Origin of the sequence: Methylobacterium pseudosasicola (assembly GCF_900114535.1) — a bacterium.
In the GTDB taxonomy this organism is placed as follows: domain Bacteria; phylum Pseudomonadota; class Alphaproteobacteria; order Rhizobiales; family Beijerinckiaceae; genus Methylobacterium; species Methylobacterium pseudosasicola.
In genome coordinates this window covers 38312-56315 of record NZ_FOTK01000018.1, presented here as the reverse complement: position 1 = coordinate 56315, position 18004 = coordinate 38312, and the positions used below count along the sequence as shown (strand labels likewise).

Annotated in this window: 15 protein-coding genes and 2 tRNA genes; 6 read left to right on the top strand and 11 right to left on the bottom strand. The window is 70.0% G+C overall.

The window, feature by feature from the left end; all coding sequences use genetic code 11:
* Positions 1–61 precede the first annotated feature (61 nt).
* A complete protein-coding gene (locus tag BM228_RS17670; protein WP_092042723.1) occupies positions 62–1228 on the bottom strand; it encodes a transglycosylase SLT domain-containing protein in 1167 nt (388 codons plus the stop codon).
* 315 nt (positions 1229–1543) lie between these two features.
* Here BM228_RS17670 and alaS point away from each other — a divergent pair, with 315 nt between their 5' ends.
* Positions 1544–4231 (top strand): alanine--tRNA ligase, encoded by a 2688-nt coding sequence (alaS, locus tag BM228_RS17665; protein WP_092042722.1) that lies wholly within the window; start codon positions 1544–1546, stop codon positions 4229–4231.
* Positions 4232–4302: 71 nt separating this feature from the next.
* On the opposite strand, the gene BM228_RS17660 is transcribed toward alaS, so the two are convergent.
* The 6 genes from BM228_RS17660 to mdeB form a co-directional block, all read right to left on the bottom strand.
* The gene (locus tag BM228_RS17660; protein ID WP_092042720.1) at positions 4303–4578 is read right to left on the bottom strand and encodes a hypothetical protein; all 276 of its coding nucleotides are present in this window, start codon (positions 4576–4578) and stop codon (positions 4303–4305) included.
* Between the two features lie 88 nt (positions 4579–4666).
* Positions 4667–5065, bottom strand: a complete 399-nt coding sequence (locus tag BM228_RS17655) for a DUF2147 domain-containing protein (RefSeq protein WP_244537185.1) — start codon at positions 5063–5065, stop codon at positions 4667–4669.
* A gap of 35 nt (positions 5066–5100) precedes the next feature.
* Positions 5101–5778 (bottom strand): hypothetical protein, encoded by a 678-nt coding sequence (locus BM228_RS17650; protein WP_092042717.1) that lies wholly within the window; start codon positions 5776–5778, stop codon positions 5101–5103.
* A 158-nt stretch (positions 5779–5936) separates the two neighbouring features.
* Positions 5937–7631: a dihydrolipoyl dehydrogenase gene (lpdA, locus tag BM228_RS17645; protein ID WP_092042715.1), complete on the bottom strand. Its 1695-nt coding sequence runs from the start codon at positions 7629–7631 to the stop codon at positions 5937–5939.
* A gap of 192 nt (positions 7632–7823) precedes the next feature.
* Positions 7824–9131, bottom strand: coding sequence for a 2-oxo acid dehydrogenase subunit E2 (locus BM228_RS17640; RefSeq protein ID WP_092042714.1), 1308 nt, complete (start codon positions 9129–9131; stop codon positions 7824–7826).
* A gap of 236 nt (positions 9132–9367) precedes the next feature.
* Positions 9368–12043: an alpha-ketoglutarate dehydrogenase gene (mdeB, locus tag BM228_RS17630; protein WP_092042711.1), complete on the bottom strand. Its 2676-nt coding sequence runs from the start codon at positions 12041–12043 to the stop codon at positions 9368–9370.
* A 389-nt stretch (positions 12044–12432) separates the two neighbouring features.
* Between mdeB and BM228_RS17625 the strand changes: the two genes are divergently transcribed.
* Positions 12433–12921 (top strand): Lrp/AsnC family transcriptional regulator, encoded by a 489-nt coding sequence (locus tag BM228_RS17625; protein ID WP_007564896.1) that lies wholly within the window; start codon positions 12433–12435, stop codon positions 12919–12921.
* Positions 12922–13003: 82 nt separating this feature from the next.
* Here the strand turns inward: BM228_RS17625 and BM228_RS17620 are convergent.
* Positions 13004–13079 (bottom strand) — tRNA-Ala (locus tag BM228_RS17620).
* Between the two features lie 178 nt (positions 13080–13257).
* A complete protein-coding gene (locus BM228_RS17615; RefSeq protein WP_092042709.1) occupies positions 13258–13632 on the bottom strand; it encodes a TIGR02300 family protein in 375 nt (124 codons plus the stop codon).
* A gap of 242 nt (positions 13633–13874) precedes the next feature.
* Between BM228_RS17615 and aroA the strand changes: the two genes are divergently transcribed.
* The 3 genes from aroA to BM228_RS17600 all read left to right on the top strand — a co-directional run bounded on the left by aroA (position 13875) and on the right by BM228_RS17600 (position 16038).
* On the top strand, positions 13875–15224 hold the full coding sequence (gene aroA / locus BM228_RS17610; RefSeq protein ID WP_092042708.1) for a 3-phosphoshikimate 1-carboxyvinyltransferase: 1350 nt from the start codon (positions 13875–13877) through the stop codon (positions 15222–15224).
* Between the two features lie 4 nt (positions 15225–15228).
* Entirely contained in the window at positions 15229–15867 is a 639-nt protein-coding gene (gene cmk, locus BM228_RS17605; RefSeq protein ID WP_092042706.1) for a (d)CMP kinase, read from the top strand.
* Between the two features lie 95 nt (positions 15868–15962).
* A tRNA-Lys gene (locus BM228_RS17600) sits at positions 15963–16038 on the top strand.
* A gap of 158 nt (positions 16039–16196) precedes the next feature.
* Here the strand turns inward: BM228_RS17600 and BM228_RS17595 are convergent.
* Positions 16197–16478 (bottom strand): PilZ domain-containing protein, encoded by a 282-nt coding sequence (locus BM228_RS17595; RefSeq protein ID WP_092042705.1) that lies wholly within the window; start codon positions 16476–16478, stop codon positions 16197–16199.
* Positions 16479–16681: 203 nt separating this feature from the next.
* Entirely contained in the window at positions 16682–16804 is a 123-nt protein-coding gene (locus tag BM228_RS35855) for a hypothetical protein (RefSeq protein ID WP_007565073.1), read from the bottom strand.
* 180 nt (positions 16805–16984) lie between these two features.
* Here BM228_RS35855 and BM228_RS17590 point away from each other — a divergent pair, with 180 nt between their 5' ends.
* On the top strand, positions 16985–18001 hold the full coding sequence (locus BM228_RS17590; RefSeq protein ID WP_092042703.1) for a hypothetical protein: 1017 nt from the start codon (positions 16985–16987) through the stop codon (positions 17999–18001).
* The last annotated feature ends 3 nt before the right edge of the window (positions 18002–18004 follow it).

The following is an 18004-nucleotide window of genomic DNA, read 5'->3' as shown; positions in this document are numbered from 1 at the left end:
AGTCGGCAGCACGCAGGGAGTTGCGCGCGGGACCGCGAATAGGGACCCGCTCGCTCAGGGTTTACTGCGTGGCGAGCCCGGTCTCGGCATCCGCGTAGGCCATGATCCCCGAGACCGCCCGGACGTTCTGATAGCGGGTGCCGCGGGTGCTCATCATCGTCTCGAACTTCTCGTGGACCTGGGCCACCGAGAGACTGGCGGGCTTCCGGTGCCGGCCGCGGCCGACGAAGCGCCCGGCGGCGAAGAAGATCGACCGGTTGGCCCGGGCCGGGCCCGGCAGGAGGGCGGCGGCGGCGGCGGCCGGCTTGTTCATGACGTTGGCCAGGAACTCGCCGGCATCGTCCGCGCCCAGGAAGTGGGCCAGGTAGACCTCGCCGAGGGTGAGTTCGCGGCCGATGCGCTGGGCGATGCGGGCGGCGTCGCGCTTGAGCATCTCGCCGGCCATCAGCGCCGAGAGATAGGGATCGCGGCGCAGTTCGAGCACCCGGGCGCGCTCGGCGGCGTCGGTGATCACCGGCCGGTCGTTGGAATCCGAGGAGACCAGGGCGGCCTCCCTCTCCAGCCCGTATTTCGGGCCGAAGTCGCGCACCACGCCGAGCCAGGTGCGCTCGATGAATTGGTAGAGGCCCGTCGCCGAGGAAGTCTTGGCCTGGACCGCCGTGACGAAGCTCGATTCCTTGTCAGCCACCGCCATCAGCAGGACCGGATCGGTCTGGACCGCCTGGGCGGCGCGCACGATTGTCTGCACCAAGTGGCGCCGGATCTTCATCGGGCCGAATTCGAGGATGTCGTTCGGGTCGCCGCCGGCGCTCTCCGAGAGCAGGAAGTCGTAGGACACCCGGTCGACGCCGTTGGAGCCGACGGCGGTATCGAGGTCGTGGACGGCGGCGAAACTCGCCGAGGCGCGCAGCGGCGTCCGCTCCAGCTCCTCGCTCAGCGCCACGGTATGGATTCGCGGGCGCGGCATCGGCAATTCGGTGGCGGCCTGGGCGGAGGAGACCGCCTGGCTCAGCCCGACCTTGCCGAGATCGACCCCCGACCCGATCAGGGCGGCGCTGAGGCCGCCGGCGATCAGCGCGACGGTGAGCACCGAGCGGGCCAGCGCCGGAACGCTCCCATGGGCACGGCCGAGCATCGGCTGTGCGGTGATGGCATCGACCCGGCCGGACCCGAACCGGCCCTGCTTGCTCGTGACGTTCCTCGGCGATCCGACCGTGCGGCCCTGCATCGTCTGTCCGATTCCTCACGCGCCCTTGACGGCGCCACGGGTTCATCATCGCTTGACAGATGTGGCGACAACACGGCCGCGCTTGTGGCGGCCGTGCGGCGGAGCCGGGTGTTTTCGCGGCAGGGTTGTTCGTGATGGGGCCTGTTTCCCGGCACCGAGCCTGCGCACCGCCGAGCCGGAGGCCGGTCCGGCGGGGGACTGAGAGCCGTTCGCGATTGCTACGCGATCGGGAACGGCTCTAAGAGGGCGCCATGCGGGCCCCGCTTGAAACGGGTGGCGGTCCAGTCCTTTAGGCCTCTGCTAGAGTCAGCCTCGATGAGCGGCGTCAACGAGATCCGGTCGACCTTCCTCGACTTCTTCGCGCGGGCGGGACACGAGCCCGTGCCCTCGTCGAGCCTCGTCCCGAAGAACGACCCCACGCTGATGTTCACGAACGCCGGCATGGTGCAGTTCAAGAACGTCTTCACGGGCGTCGAGAAGCGCGCCTACGACCGGGCGACCACGGCGCAGAAATGCGTGCGCGCCGGCGGCAAGCACAACGACCTCGACAATGTCGGGTATACGGCGCGCCACCACACGTTCTTCGAGATGCTCGGCAACTTCTCGTTTGGCGACTACTTCAAGGACCGGGCGATCGAGCTGGCCTGGACGCTGATCACCAAGGAATTTGGCCTGAAGCCCGACCGGCTGCTCGTCACGGTCTATGCCGACGACGACGAGGCCGCGAACCTGTGGAAAAAGATCGCCGGCTTCTCCGACGACAAGATCATCCGGATCGGGACCTCCGACAATTTCTGGCAGATGGGCGATACCGGCCCCTGCGGTCCGTGCTCGGAGATCTTCATCGACCAGGGGCCGGCGCTTCAGGGCGGCCCGCCCGGCTCCCCGGACGAGGACGGCGACCGCTTCCTCGAGTTCTGGAACCTCGTGTTCATGCAGTACGAGCAGCTGGAACCCGGCGTGCGCAACCCGCTGCCGCGGCCCTCGATCGATACCGGCATGGGCCTGGAGCGCATGGCGGCGATCCTCCAGGGCGTGCACTCGAACTACGACACCGACCTGTTCAAGGCGCTGATCGACGCCGTGGCGCATGCGGTCTCGCGAGCCCCCGAGCCGGCCACGATGGCGTCCTACCGGGTGATCGCCGACCACCTGCGCGCCTCCTCGTTCCTGGTCGCCGACGGCGTGCTGCCGGGCAACGAGGGCCGCGGCTACGTGCTGCGCCGAATCATGCGCCGGGCCATGCGCCATGCCGAGATTCTCGGCGCCCGCGAGCCGACCATGTACCGCCTCGTCCCGACGCTGGTGCGCGAGATGGGCCAGGCCTACCCCGAGCTGATGCGCGCCGAGGCGCTGATCGGCGAGACCCTGAAGCTGGAGGAGACCCGCTTCCGCCGTACCCTGGAGCGGGGCCTGTCGATTCTCGATTCGGAGAGCCGCGCGCTGAAATCCGGCGACAAGCTCTCGGGCGAGACCGCCTTCACCCTCTACGACACCTACGGCTTCCCCCTCGACCTGACCCAGGACGCCCTCAAGGCCCGCGGCATCGGCGTCGACACGGAGGCGTTCACCGCCGCGATGCAGCGCCAGAAGCAGGCGGCGCGCGAGGCCTGGAAGGGATCCGGCGAGGCCGCCACCGAGACGGTCTGGTTCGGCATCCGCGAGCGCGTCGGCGCCACCGAGTTTTTGGGCTACGAGGCCGAGGCCGCCGAGGGCATCGTCACCGCGCTGCTGCGCGACGGCGCCGAGGTGAAGAGCCTGGAAGCCGGGCAGACCGGCCTTGTGCTGGTCAACCAGACGCCGTTCTACGCGGAATCCGGCGGTCAGGTCGGCGATACCGGCCTGATCCTGAGCGCTGGCCTGAAGGCCCGCGTCACCGACACCGAGAAGAAGCTCGGCGACCTGTTCGTCCACCATGTCAGCGTGGAAGAGGGGACGCTCAGCCTCGACCAGCCGGTGGAGCTGAAGGTCGACCATGCCCGCCGCAAGGCGATCCGGGCCAACCACTCGGCCACCCACCTCCTGCACGAGGCCCTGCGGCAGGTGCTCGGCGACCACGTCGCCCAGAAGGGCTCGCTGGTGAGCCCCGACCGGCTGCGCTTCGATATCAGCCACCCGAAGCCGATCGAGGCGGACGAGCTCGCCCGGGTGGAGGACATCGCCAACGCGGTGCTGCTCCAGAACGCGCCGGTGGTGACCAAGCTGATGGCCGTGGACGACGCCATCGCGTCCGGCGCCCGGGCGTTGTTCGGCGAGAAGTACGGCGACGAGGTGCGCGTCGTCTCGATGGGCCTGCCGGTCGATGTGGACGGCGCCGAGACCGAGCGCGGACGGCTCAAGAATTTTTCCATCGAGCTGTGCGGCGGCACCCATGCCGGCCGGACCGGTGATATCGGGGCGATCACCATCGTCGGCGAGAGCGCGGTCGGGGCCGGCGTGCGCCGGATCGAGGCGCTGACCGCCGACGCGGCCCGCCATCACCGGGCCGAGGAGGCTCGCACCCTGGCGGCGCTGGCCGGCATTCTCAAGGCGCCGGTCACGGAGGCGCCCGACCGCCTCACGGCCCTGATGGACGAGAAGCGCCGCCTGGAGCGGGAACTGGCCGACACCCGCCGCAAGCTGGCGATGGGTGGTGAGTCCGGCACGGGCTCGAACGCCCGCCAGAGCGAGATCGGCGGCGTCGCGTTCCGGCGCTCGGTGGTGGAGGGTCTCGACATGCGCGACCTCAAGCCGATCATCGACGAGGAGAAGAAGCGCCTGGGCTCCGGCATCGTGGCGATCGTCGGAGTCTCGGCCGACGGCAAGGCCGGCCTCGTGGTCGGCGTCACCGAGGACCTGACCGGCCGCTACGACGCGGTCGGGCTGGTCCGGGCTGGCGCCGGTGCGCTCGGCGGCAAGGGCGGCGGCGGCCGCCGCGACATGGCCCAGGCCGGCGGCCCCAACGGCGCCGGCGCCGAGGCGGCCCTGGACGCGATCGAGCAGGCGCTGACCGAGGCAGCCTAAGGTGTCGTGCTGTTCACGAAGAAAGGGCCGCGCCGTCTCCGGCGCGGCCCTCTTCATGCTCGGTGACTTGCTTACTTGCCGCCGCCACCGCCCTGCGGTGCGACCCGCGAGGGCTGGTTGGCATTGCCGGCGGCGGCGGAATCGTTGGAGATCGAATCCGCCGGCTGGCCGGTGGGCGAATAGGTGATGGCACCTTCGCTGCCGGTGGAATTCGATTGCGGCGTCACCACACCGGGGGCGCCGGGCGGCACGACCACGGCGGTGCTGGTCGGGGATTCGATCACCTGGGCGGAGGCCGGCCCGACCAAACAGGTCGCGATCGCGGCGGCGAAAATCATCTTGGTCATGAAGGTCCCTGTCTCTGTCGAGAGGGAAGCTTCGATCGTGCGCAATTGATCCGTCACGAGCCCGCGACTGCGTCATCGTGGGCGGTGGTCAGTTCACCCGGGTCCAGGTCTGGCTCTTGCAGAACACGCTCATCACGCAGCCCGAGACTTCGAGCGCGTTCGGGCCGGTCAGCCGCAGCGAGCCGGAATAGGTCTTGCCGTCGTTCGGGTTGTAGAGCGAACCCGTGTAGCTCGGCCCATCCGCCTTCTGGGCGTTGAGGATCTGCACCCCCACGACGCTGCGGCTGCGCAGGGCCGGGTCCGGGTTCTTGGCGTCGAGCGCCTTGCCGGGGGCGCTGACGATGGTGCCGCAATAGCCGCCGCCGCAGGGGGTGATCTTCACGCGGGAGCTGCCGGTTTCGGTGAGCCAGAGTCCGGCCGGATCAGCCGCCAGGGCCGGGCCGCAGACCGGCAAGACCGCAAGCAACGCCAAGACCACGCGACGCATCGACATTCCTCCCGAACCGGCCGTTTGCGGCTCTCTTATCGCGAAGCTTCGGGCAGCGCACCGCCCAGATAGGTCTCTGCGACCTCGCAGAAGGGCTGGCCGGCGCCGGTGGAGAGCACTGCATCAACCTCGAACAGCTTGTCGTCGGGTCCGGGCGCCGCCGCCTGCGGGAACGGACGGACCTCGATGGTCTGCCGCGTCGGCTCCAGCGGGCGGACCACCCGGCCGAAGGGCGTGCGGGTGCTGTCGAGGGTCGCGTTCATCTCAGGGGTCAGGCGCGCCGGGACGTACCAGTTGTCGGCCTCCGACAGAACCCGGTCGCCGCAGGCCAGCCGGACCCGGCGGTAGCGCACCGGTTCCTCCGGGCCGATCGCCAAGCGGGTGCGCTGCGCGGCGCTGAGCGGCTTGTCGGCCACGTCCATGCGCCGGGCGACGAGATGCGGGTCGCCGGCGAGCTTGTGGTCGGCACACCAGCTTTCCAGCGCCAGGGTCGCGCTGTGCGCCGCCAGCACGCGGCTCTGCAACGACGCGATCAAAGCAGCCTGCGGCTGGGCGGCGGCGGGCGCCTCGGCCGCGACGGCGGCGGGCCTCATCGAGATCCCCGCAAGCGCCGCCGCGAGGCCAAGATGGAGTGCCCAGTCGCGCCGCACGAGGAAGGCGACGCAGCGTTTGACCGCCCGCGGATCAAGTCGGGTGAAGGTGAGGCTGCGCATCGGAACGTCCCGGACAGATGAATTCGGCCCACCGCATCGTCTCGGCCCGAATCCTCCCGGGTCGGAGGCGTCCTGTTCTTCTGAGGATCGTCGGCACCACCGACGCGGCCCCGGCCTCGCGGCCGCTGGTTTAGCCAACCTGGGCCATGGGGTCGAGCCTATGCCGAGCGCCGGGCCGGGGGCAGGTCGGTGCAGAGGCCGAGCGCGGCCTCGGCGGCCAGCCCGATGGTCTCGCCGAGCGTCGGGTGCGGGTGGATCGTGCGGCCGATATCCGTGGCATCGGCGCCCATCTCGATCGCCAGCACGATCTCTCCGAGCATGTCGCCCGCGCTCGGGCCGACGATGGCGCCGCCGACGATCCGCTTGGTCTGCGCGTCGAACAGCAGCTTGGTCAGGCCGTAATCGGCGCCGTTGGCGATGGCCCGGCCCGAGGCAGCCCAGGGGAAGCGCGCCACCTCGACCGCGCGTCCGGCGGCCTTGGCGGCACTCTCGGTGAGGCCGGCCCAGGCGATCTCCGGATCGGTATAGGCCACCGAGGGAATCACCGCCGCATCGAACCCCGCTCTGTGGCCAGCGGCCACCTCGGCGGCGACGTGGCCCTGGTGCACCGCCTTGTGCGCGAGCATGGGCTGCCCGACGAGGTCGCCCACCGCCAGGATGTGGGGCACGTTGGTCCGCATCTGCGAATCCACCGGCACGAAGCCGCGCTCCACCGCGACACCGGCGATGTCGAGGCCCAGAGCGTCGCCGTTCGGCCGGCGCCCCGCCGCCTGAAGCACGAGGTCGTAGATCTGCGGCTCCGCCTCGCCCGCGAGCGTCACGGCGATGCCGTCCGGAGTGGCGGCGGCCGAGACGACCTCCGCGCCGGTCCGGATCCGGTCGAACCGGTGGGCGTTGCGCTTGGTCCAGACCGCCACGAGGTCCCGGTCCACCCCCTCAAGGAGGTTCGGCAGGCGCTCGACCACGTCGACCCGGGCGCCGAGCGCGCTGTACACGGTGGCCATCTCCAGGCCGATGATGCCGCCGCCAATGACAAGCAAGCGGCGGGGCACGACGGGCAGCTCCAGCGCCCCCGTGGAATTCACGATCCGCGGGTCATCGGGCAGCATCGGCAGGCTGACCGGCGACGAGCCCGCCGCCACGATGGCGCTTCGGAACCCGACAGCGCGGCTTCCGCCCGCCTGCAAAGTAACCAAGACCGCTTTCGGCCCGGCGAAGCGCGCGGTGCCGCGCACGACCTCGACCTTGCGCTGGCGGGCCATCTGGGTGAGCCCGTCAGTCAGGCGCCGCACGGTGCCGGCCTTGAACGCCCGCAGCTTGTCGAGATCGACGGTCGGCGCGCCGAAGCTGATCCCGTGGGCGGCGAGCCTTCCGGCCTCTTCGGTGACGGCGGCGACGTGCAGCAGAGCCTTCGAGGGGATGCAGCCGACATTCAGGCAGACGCCGCCCAGCGTCGCCTCGCGCTCCACCAGGATCACGCGCTGTCCGAGATCGGCGGCCCGGAACGCCGCCGCGTAGCCGCCGGGCCCGCCGCCGATCACCAGCACGTCGCAGGACATCTCCGGGTCGCCGCCTGATGGCGCCGGTGCCGATGCCGGCGCGATGCTCTCGGCGTCCACCGTCACGCGGGCGATCAGCGTCCCAGCCGAGACGGTGTCGCCGAGGCTGACCAGCATCTCCACCAGCCGGCCGGCGACGGGCGAGGGGATGTCGAGGGTCGCCTTGTCGGATTCGACAACGAGCAGGGTCTGGTCGCGGGCGACGGCGTCCCCCGGCGCCACCGGGATCTCGATCACCGGCACGCCGGAAAAGTCGCCGATATCGGGGACGCGGATCTCGCGGGTCTCGGGCATGGCGGCGGCGATCACAGTCTGTTGGGATGGGCAGCAGGCAGTTGAGTTGCCACGATTTTTCTTTCCCCCCTGCGGGGAGGGGTCAGGGGTGGGGGTGGTGCAGAAGGCACCGCTGCGCCTCTTTCGGCACCACGCCCACCTCCGGGTCATCCCCGCAAGGGGGAGGAGAGAGCAGTGCACCCATCATCGCCGTCACAGCAGCGCCCGGCGCAGGTCCGAAAGGACCGATGCGATATGGCCGAGGAAGCGGGCGGCGGCGACGCCGTCCACGACCCGGTGGTCCCAGGACAGGCTGAGCGGCAGGATCAGCCGCGGCTGGAACGCTTGGCCGTCCCAGACCGCCTCCGTCCGCGAGCGCGCCGCGCCCAGGATCGCGACCTCGGGGGCGTTGATGATCGGGGTGAAGCCGTCGCCGCCTATGCCGCCGAGCGACGAGACCGAGAAGCACCCGCCCTGCATGTCCGCGCCCGAGAGGCTGCCGGCCCGTGCCTTGTCGGCGAGTGCCGCCATCTCAGTGGCGATCTCGATCAGGCCCTTGCGGTCGCAGTCGCGGACCACCGGCACCATCAGGCCCTTCGGGGTGTCCACCGCGAAGCCGACATGGACGTAGTCCTTCAGGACGAGGTCGGAGCCCGCCAGCGAGGCGTTGAAGCGTGGATAGGCCTTCAGGGCCAGGGCGGCGGCCTTGATCAGGAAGGCCACCATGGTGACCCGGGCCGGGGGCGTGCGGGTTTCCTTGTTGAGTCCGACCCGGAACGCCTCGATTTCGGTGACGTCGGCCCGGTCAAAATTGGTCACGTGCGGGATGGTGAGCCAGTTGCGGCTGAGATTGGCCCCGGAGATGGTCTGGATCCGCGACAGCGGCTCCCGCCGCACCGGGCCGAATTTTTCATAGTCGACCTCCGGCCAGGGCGGCAGGCCGGCGCCGATGCCCGAGGGTGCGACCGGCGCCTGGGCCGGGGCCTGGAGCGCCGCCTTGACGAAGGCGTGCAGGTCCTCCCGCAGGATCCGCCCCTTGGGGCCGGTGGCGGGCACCCGGTCGAGGGTGATCCCGAGCTCGCGGGCGAGCTGGCGCACCGACGGGCTGGCATGGACGTCGCCGGACGTGACGGGCCGCTGATCGTCGTTCGACGGCTGGGCCGGTGCGCGACGGTCCCCCTCTCCCGTGCGGGAGAGGGGACCCGCGCCCTGTCCGGCAGCCGCCTCCGGTGGCGTTGCGGCCGGCGGGGCTTCCAGTGCCGGTGCCGCCTCGCCGTCCTCTGCCGGCTCGACCACGAGGATCGGCGTGCCTTCCGAGACCTTCGAGCCCACCGCGACCAGGAATTCCCGCACGGTGCCGGCCACCGGGGAGGGGACCTCCATGGTCGCCTTGTCGGATTCGATGCTGAGGATCAGGTCGTCCACGGCGAGGCGGTCACCCGGCTTCACCAGGAGTTCGATCACCGGCACGTCCCGGTAGTCGCCGATATCCGGGAGGGCGATCTGCAGCGCGGCGCTCATGCGGGCGGGTTTCCGTGGCTTGTCTTGGGCGGATTGTTTTTTGGTGGGGCGAGGTTCGGGGTGGGCCTCGCGAAGCGTTTGTGACGTCCGGTGGCTTCCCACCCACTCCCCTCATCCTGAGGTGCTGCGCAGCAGCCTCGAAGGAGACCTCCAGGGATCGCGCGGCCGGCTGGAGGTCTCCTTCGAGGCCTCCGCTACGCTCCGGCACCTCAGGAGGAGGGTGCGGGTTGAATGTCTCAGATCGTCCAGGGCGCCGGCGTATCCGCGTCGATGCCGTAGCGCCGGATCGCCTCGGCGACCGTGGCGCGGGGTACCGTGCCGGCCTCGGCGAGCGCGTGCAGGGCGGCGATCACGACGTGCTGCCGGTCCACCTCGAAGAAGCGGCGGAGCGCGTTGCGGGTATCGCTGCGGCCGAACCCGTCGGTGCCCAGCGTCACGAACCGCGCCCCGACATAGGAGGCGATCAGCTGCGGATAGGCCCGGACGTAGTCGGTCGCCGCCACGACCGGCGTCGTGCCCGGCAGCAGGGCGGCCACGTGGCTCAGAGGCGCCTCGGCCTCCGGGTGGAGCATCGCTTGGCGCTCGGCCTCCCGGGCGTCGCGGGCCAGCTCGCTGAAGCTGGTGACGCTGAACAGCTCGGCGGCGATCCCCCAATCCTGCGCCAGCAGGCCGGCCGCCGCGATCACCTCGGGCAGGATCGCCCCGGAGCCCAGCAGCCGCACCGCGGCGGGCGCCGAATCCGGCCCCGACAGGCGGTACATCCCCTTCAGGATGCCGGCCTCAGCCCCCTGCGGCATGGAGGGCTGGGCGTAGTTCTCGTTCATGGCGGTGAGGTAGTAGAAGGCGTCCTCACCCTCTTCCATCATCGCCCGGGCGCCGCGATCGACGATCACCGCCATCTCGTAGGCGAAGGCCGGGTCGTAGGCCCGGCAGTTCGGGATGCCGGCGGCGGCGAGGTGGCTTGAGCCGTCCTGGTGCTGCAGGCCCTCGCCGCCGAGCGTCGTGCGGCCCGCCGTGGCGCCGATCAAAAAACCGCGGGCTCGCTGATCGGCCGCCGCCCAGATCAGGTCGCCGACCCGCTGGAAGCCGAACATCGAGTAGTAGATGTAGAACGGCAGCATCGACAGGCCGTGTACGCTGTAGGACGTGGCCGCCGCGGTCCAGGACGAGATCGCTCCGGCCTCGGTGATGCCTTCCTCCAGCAGCTGCCCGTCCCGCGCCTCGCGGTAATACAGCATCGAGCCGGCATCCTCCGGCTCGTAGAGCTGCCCCTCGGGGGCGTAGATCCCGACCTGCCGGAACAGGTTGGCCATGCCGAAGGTGCGCGCCTCGTCGGCGACGATCGGGACGACCCGCGGCCCGAGATCCTTGTGCTTCAAGAGGTTGCCGAACAGCCGGACCACCGCGGTGGTGGTCGACATCTCCTTGCCGGCCGCCTCCAGGGCGAAGCCCGCATAGGTCGAGAGCGGCGGCACCGTCACGGTCGGCGCGGTCCGGCGGCGGGCCGGCAGCACGCCGCCCAGCGTCTCGCGGCGCTCGCGCAGGTAGCGCATCTCGGCGCCGTCCTCGGCCGGCTTGTAGAAGGCCAGCCCCTCCACCTGCGCGTCGGAGAGCGGCAGGGCGAAGCGGTCGCGGAAGGCGCGGAGCGCGTCCACGTCGAGTTTTTTCGCCTGATGGGCGGTCATGCGCGACTCGCCCGCGCCGCCCATGCCGTAGCCCTTCTTGGTCTTGGCCAGGATCACGGTCGGCCGGCCCTTCGTGGCCTTGGCGGCGGCAAAAGCGGCGTAGAGCTTGCGGAAATCGTGGCCGCCGCGCTTCAGCCGGTCCACGTCGGCATCCGACATGTGCGCCACCAGCTCGCGGACCTCCGCGTCCTCCCCGAAGAAATGCGCGAGGTTGTAGGCACCGTCCTTGGCGCCGAGGGTCTGATACTTGCCGTCCACGGTGTCGGCGAAGCGGCGCAGCAGGGCGTGGTTGGTGTCGCGGGCGAAGATCGCGTCCCACTCGGAGCCCCACAGCACCTTGATCACATTCCAGCCCGCCCCGCGGAATAGGCTCTCCAGCTCCTGGATGATCTGGCCGTTGCCGCGCACCGGGCCGTCCAGCCGCTGCAGGTTGCAGTTGATGACGAACGTGAGGTTGTCGAGCTTCTCCCGGGCGGCGAGCGCCAGGCCGCCGATCGATTCCGGCTCGTCCATCTCGCCGTCGCCGAACACGCCCCAGACGTGCCGGCCCGAGGTGTCGACCAGGCCGCGATGGCCGAGATAGCGCATGAACCGCGCCTGATAGACCGCGTGGATCGGTCCGATGCCCATCGAGCCGGTCGGGACCTGCCAGAAATCCGGCATCAGCCAGGGATGGGGGTAGGAGCAGAGGCCGTCGCCGGCGATTTCCTGGCGGTAATGCTTCAGCTGCTCCTCGGAGAGCCGCCCCTCCAGGAAGGCGCGGGCATAAACGCCCGGCGCCGAGTGCGGCTGGAAGTAGACGAGGTCGCCGTCCGGGCCGCCCTTGAAGAAGTGGTTGAACCCGACCTCGAACAGCTCCGCCGCCGAAGCGTAGCTCGCCACGTGCCCGCCGAGCTCGCCGTAGGCCATGTTGGCGCGCACCACCATGGCGAGCGCGTTCCAGCGCATGATCGATGTCAGCCGCTCCTCGATGTCGAGGTCGCCCGGGTAGCGCGGCTGCTTCTCCAGGGCGATCGTGTTTCGATACGGCGAGTAGGGCAGGGCCTCGTCGAGGATGCCGATCTCCTTCGAGCGCCGCTCCAGACGGTCGAGGATGAACCGCGCCCGCGCCGCGCCCTCATTGCGGAACAGCGATTCGAGGGCGGCCAGCCAATCCTGCGTCTCGGCCGGATCGTGATCGACCTCGGCGGACCGCGCGATCGTCGTCCTCGGCGGTATGGCGTTCATCGGCGCGGCTCCCAGCTTTTGATCGGAGCATACGGGTTGCCGCGCGGGGCGACATGCCGAAGTTTTGTCATCGAAGGACGATGATTGGCATATTTTGCCGGGATGGTGCGCGAATGCGGTTGATCGTACCGTTGTTGGTGACGTCGCCTCCGCCTGACTCAGATGGGTCGTCCGTTTCGTCCATCCCTCACCGTCATTGCGAGCGCAGCGAAGCAACCTAGGGAACCGCCACGGTTGGAGATCGCGCGCCGTTCTGGGTTGCTTCGCCGCGCTCGCAATGACGATGGGCGCATGGCGAAAAGAGGCGCCAACATCGATCGGCGCCAAAACTTTCCTGCCATCCCCCGATTGGCGGCATGCTATGCCGATCGCGAACCGGAGAACAAAAAATGGTCTCCCGACCGGCCCATCTCGACGCCGCCTCCTTGCGCATCCTCGAGCGCCTGCAGCAGGACAGCGAGATCAGCATCGCCGACCTCGCCGAGCAGGTCGGGCTTTCCACCTCGCCGTGCTGGCGCCGGGTCAACGACCTGAAGGAGGCCGGGATCATCCGGGGCTGCGTCGCGGTGGTGGATCCGATGAGCCTTGGGCTCGCGGTGAACGTGTTCGTCCACGTCTCCCTGGAGAAGCAGACCCAGGCCGCCCTCCAGGCCTTCGACGAGGCGGTGCGCAGCCGCCCGGAGGTGATGGAATGCTACCTGATGAGCGGCGAGGCCGACTACATGCTTCGGGTGGTGGTGGAGGATCTCGGCCAGTACCAGCGGCTGGTGCTCGACCACCTCACCCGCATCCCAGGGGTGGCCAACATCCGCTCCAGCTTCGCGCTGGGCCAAGTGAAGTACACGACGGCGCTGCCGCTCGGGCACCTGACCCGGTGACCGGGTCGTTTGCTGGATAAGGCGTTTTTAGAGTTTCCCAGCGGAGCCGGCCTGAACCGGCCGCGTCACGCTGAAGGAAGAATGGTGGAGCCTAACGGGATCGAACCGATGACCTCTTCCATGCCATGGAAGCGCTCTCCCAGCTGAGCTAAGGCCCCACTTGTCCACCGCGGTTTGGGTCCCGCGGGGTCTCGCCGTCCGGGTTGCGTCCGGCGACGCCGGTTCTATAGGCGGCTCGTGACGCGGACTCAACCCCTTTTTTTGGCCTTTCTTCGCCGCTCTTCGCGGCGGCACCCAACCGTCGCAGTCTCTTCGCCGAATGGGTGCCGGCAGGGGTCAGCTTTCTTCGTCGGATTCGATCTCGCCGTCGATCAGGTCGGAGACGTCGTCGCCGGAATCCTCTTCCTCGAGGAAGGTGTCGTCCTCGGCGGCGTCGCCGTCCTCGGCGGTGTCGTCCTCCGGCGTCGGATCCGCCTCGTCCTCGGCGGCCTCGACCTCGTCCAGGGAGACCAGCTCCGGCCCCTTCTCGTCCGTCTCATCCTCGTCGTCGGCCTCAGGCCCCCGCGCCAGGGCGGGGGCCGCGACGCGGCTCGTCGCCGCCTGATAGACCGCACCGCATTTCGGGCAGGTGGCGGGATCGCGGGCGAGGTCGTAGAACTTCGCGCCGCAGCTCATGCACTGGCGCTTCATGCCAAGTTCCGGTCGTGCCACGGGCGGGAACCTCGTCGTCTTTCGCTGTCTCGGGGGAGGGGCCCCGTTAGTCGCGGCTTCCGCACCTGTCAATCGACCCGGACCGGCCTATTTGGGCCGCCCGGCCGACGGGCGACGACGGATGACGCGGGCCGGTGCGCGTGTTAACCGCGCCGCCAGTTCACGGTCCGATTGCAGCGCCGCGGCGCACCCACGCGACGCGCCGGATCCCGGCCCACCCCAGATTCCCGAACGGACGCCCCGTGTCGCACGATTCGCCTCCCCAGCCCCTCACCGCCGCGCCGGGCACGCCGCTGACCGGGCGCCTGCGTCCGCCGGGCGACAAGTCGATCTCGCACCGGGCGATGATCCTGGGGCTGCTGAGCCAGGGCGAGACCCGGGTCGAGGGCCTGCTCGAGGGCGACGACGTGCTGCGCACCGCCGCCGCCGCGAAGGCGCTCGGCGCCGGCGTCGAGCGCCTCGGCGAGGGGCGCTGGGTGGTGCGCGGCGTCGGCATCGGCGGCCTGACCGACCCGGCCGAGGTCCTGGATTTCGGCAATGCCGGCACCGGCTCGCGGCTGATGATGGGCGTCGTCGGCGGCCAGCCGGTCACCGCGACCTTCGACGGCGACGCGTCCCTGCGCTCGCGCCCGATGCGCCGCATCCTCGACCCGCTCACCCGCATGGGCGCGCAGGTCCTGTCCGAGGCCGAGGGCGGGCGCGTGCCCCTGACCCTGCGCGGCCTCAACGAGGCGATCCCGATCACCTACGAGACGCCCGCCGCCTCCGCGCAGATCAAGTCGGCGGTGCTGCTCGCCGGCCTCAACGCCCCCGGCACCACCACGGTGATCGAGGCGGCCGCCACCCGCGACCACACCGAGCGGATGCTGCGCCTGTTCGGCGCCGAGGTCCGCGTCGAGCCGCACGGGCCGGGCGGCCACGGCCGCAAGATCTCGCTCACCGGGCAGCCGAAGCTGCGCGGTACCGACGTGATCGTCCCGGCCGATCCGTCCTCGGCGGCGTTCCCCCTGGTGGCGGCGCTGATCGTGCCCGGCTCCGACGTGGTTATCGAGGGCGTGATGATGAACCCGCTGCGCACCGGGCTGATCACCACCCTGCTGGAGATGGGCGCGCAGATCGAGCGCGTGGCCGAGCGGGAGGAGGGCGGCGAGACCGTGGCCGACCTGCGCGTGCGCATGAGCCGCCTCACAGGCGTCGATGTCCCGCCCGAGCGCGCGCCCGCGATGATCGACGAGTACCCGGTGCTGGCCGTGGCCGCGAGCTTCGCCGCGGGCCGCACCCGGATGAACGGCCTGCACGAATTGCGGGTGAAGGAATCCGACCGCCTCGCGGCCGTGGCGGCCGGGCTTGCCGCCAACGGCGTCCGCCACAGCGTGGAGGGCGACGACCTCGTGGTCGAGGGAGACGGCACGGCCGCGCCGGGCGGCGGCACGGTGGCGACCCATCTCGATCACCGGATTGCCATGGCGTTCCTGGTGATGGGGCTCGCCACGAAGGCGCCGGTCACGGTGGACGATGGCGCGATGATTGCCACGAGCTTCCCGAGCTTCCTGCCGTCCATGCAGGCCCTCGGCGGCCGGATCGGGGCCTGACATCATGCCGCTCGTCATCGCGATCGACGGCCCGGCCGCCTCGGGCAAGGGGACGCTGGCCAAGCGGCTGGCCGACCATTACCGGCTGCCGCATCTCGACACGGGGCTCCTCTACCGCGCGGTGGCGCTGGCGCTGATCGATGCCGGCCTGTCCCTCGACGATCCCGAGGCCGCGTCCCGGGCCGCGCATGCCCTCGACGCCGACAGGCTGGACGATCCACGCCTGCGCGAGCGCGCCATGGGCGAGGCGGCCTCGCGGATCTCGGCGGTGCCGGAAGTCCGTGCCGCCCTGCTGGCCTGGCAGCGGCGCTTCGCGGCCGATCCCCAGGGCGCCGTCCTGGACGGGCGCGACATCGGCACGGTGGTCTGCCCCGATGCCAGCGTGAAGCTGTACATCACCGCCTCGTCCGAGGAGCGCGCCCGCCGCCGCCACCTGGAACTCGCCGGCCGCGGCGAGGCCGCGACCTTCGGGGCGATCCTGGCCGATATCGAGGCCCGCGACACCCGTGACGCCTCCCGGACCGCCGCGCCGCTGCGCATGGCCGACGACGCAATCCGCCTCGACACGACTTCGCTCGACCCGGACGCCGCTTTCGCCGAGGCAAGAGGCATCGTCGAGCGCGCCCGCGGCGACAGCGAATAGGCGCCACCCACAACCCCGTGTTGACCCCCCGGCCCCGCTCACCTATTGCGAACGCGCCGTCCCCCTGTGGCCGCCCCCGGCGGTCCCGCGGACGCGAGCGCGTAGCTCAGCTGGTAGAGCAACGGACTTTTAATCTGTAGGTCCTGGGTTCGAGTCCCAGCGCGCTCACCAAAAGTTTCGCATCGGCGATAATTTTACGAATGCGAGGTTACGGCCTGAAATTCGTTGGGCCCAGCGCGTTATTGTGGTTGTAATGAATAATCGTCAGTGTAAGTGCTGGAAAGTATCGAGCTTTTGCATGCCGGCTGCTTTTTTTAAGCAATCAACCTTCACACACAAAACAACACCCCGGCGGTCCGCTCCTTCCGCCAGATGAGCTTCACCGCGTAGCGCATATCGGAATTGGCCAGGACGAGGTCGAAGGCCGTTTCCAGGACGACCACGTGCGGGCCAAGGAATTCCAGCATCGCGCCGCCGTCTGAGAGGTTCTGGACCCGGCAGGGGAAGCGCGATCCGTCCGGGTGCTGGGCGTAGGCCAGGAGGGCGGTGGCCTTGCGGGCGCTGGCGCGGCGCTCGACGAAGGCGATCGGAGGCCTGGCGTTGCGGGGCATGGCCGAATGACCCTGGCGATGTCGGCCAAGATGGCGCGATGTCAGTAAAAATGCGCCAAAAACGCTAATGATCTATTGATCAAACCTATATTGGTAGGAAAATAAAGTATGGGCTGCGGGTTCTGAGGCTATGAGCGGAACGGGCGCCGGCGGAGCGGGGCGCGTCCGCGATGCGCGGTCCCCTCCACGACGCGCGGCGAATCCTATCGACGCTCGTCATCGCGCAGCGGCGGCCCCTTGCCGGCCTTGATGAACCGGCCGACGAACAACCCGACCGGGATCGACAGCAGGAACCAGTTCCGCAGGAATCTCAGAGGCTTCGACACGGGTCGCTCTCCTTCTCGCGCTCGAGGCCGCATCAGAGCATGCCGGGCCGTCGGATCCAAACGCGCAGCCCCCGTGCCGGCTCCCAGCCGCCCGTCGAGTCATGGCTTTTCCGGTGCCGACCGGTCAGGCTGCGCGCACAGCCCCAAACCGAGACCCGCACCGGACATCCGGAGACGATCATGTGCATCCGCCCCGGCCTCACGATCCCGATCTGCCTCGTCCTGGCTGGCATGCCGGCGGCAATCCGCGCCGAGGCGCCCCCGGCCCTCGCGCCGCCATTGGTTTGGCCACCGGGCTTCTCCCGGGATGTCCAGGGCAGCGGCCTGCCCGGCCTCGACGGCGGCCGCGCTTTCCTGTGGAACCGGCCCGCCGGCTTCGACCCGGTCTCGACCTTGCGGGTCGACCGGCACATCCCGGACGGGTCGGGAGAGCCCGGCCACACTTACAAGGCGCTTTGGGCGCTCGGCTCTTCCGGTCCGCACAATGCCGGCTACGAGTGGACGATCACGGGGGAGCTGCACAATCGCAGCCTCGCCAGCACCGGGGCGCAGAACGTCGCCGTCAACGGCACGATCTTCAAGGAGGCCAACGGGATTGGCCCGGTCGGGCCGTCATGGGCGGGCAATTTCAACTGCGTGGACATGACCGACGAGGCCGATCCGGTCGCCTCCTGCATCGGCGCCGAGATCGACGTCTCGGCGCACTCGCCGACCACGGACCGCAACCGCCAGCGGGTCGGCCTGCAGATCTCCACCGGTGGGGTGCCGGGTGCCCATACCGGCTACGGCATCCTGATGGGCAACCTCACGGGTTCGGTGACCGATCGGGGTGTTTCGTTCCAGGGGGAGGGGACCTACGGCATCGGGATCGACACGGCAGCCGGCCGGTTCACCGGTGTGCCGATCCTGCTGGGCTCGGGCCAGTCGATCGCGCTCGACGGAAACCGCGAGGGACATTTTGCCCGCACCCTGGGCTTCGACGGGCGGGATCTGGTCTACGGTACCGGGAGCGGGCCGGTGTTCCGGGTGAGCGACGCCGGTGAGGTTCAGGTCGCCTCGGTCCGGGAGGCGCGGCCGAACCCGCCGCGGAGCAGCCGGGAGGCCTGCACGCCGGGCGATCACGCCTGGGACGAGGCCTTCGAGTATCGCTGCGTCGCCCCCGACCGCTGGAAGCGTGCGGCGCTCAGCGACTGGTGAGCG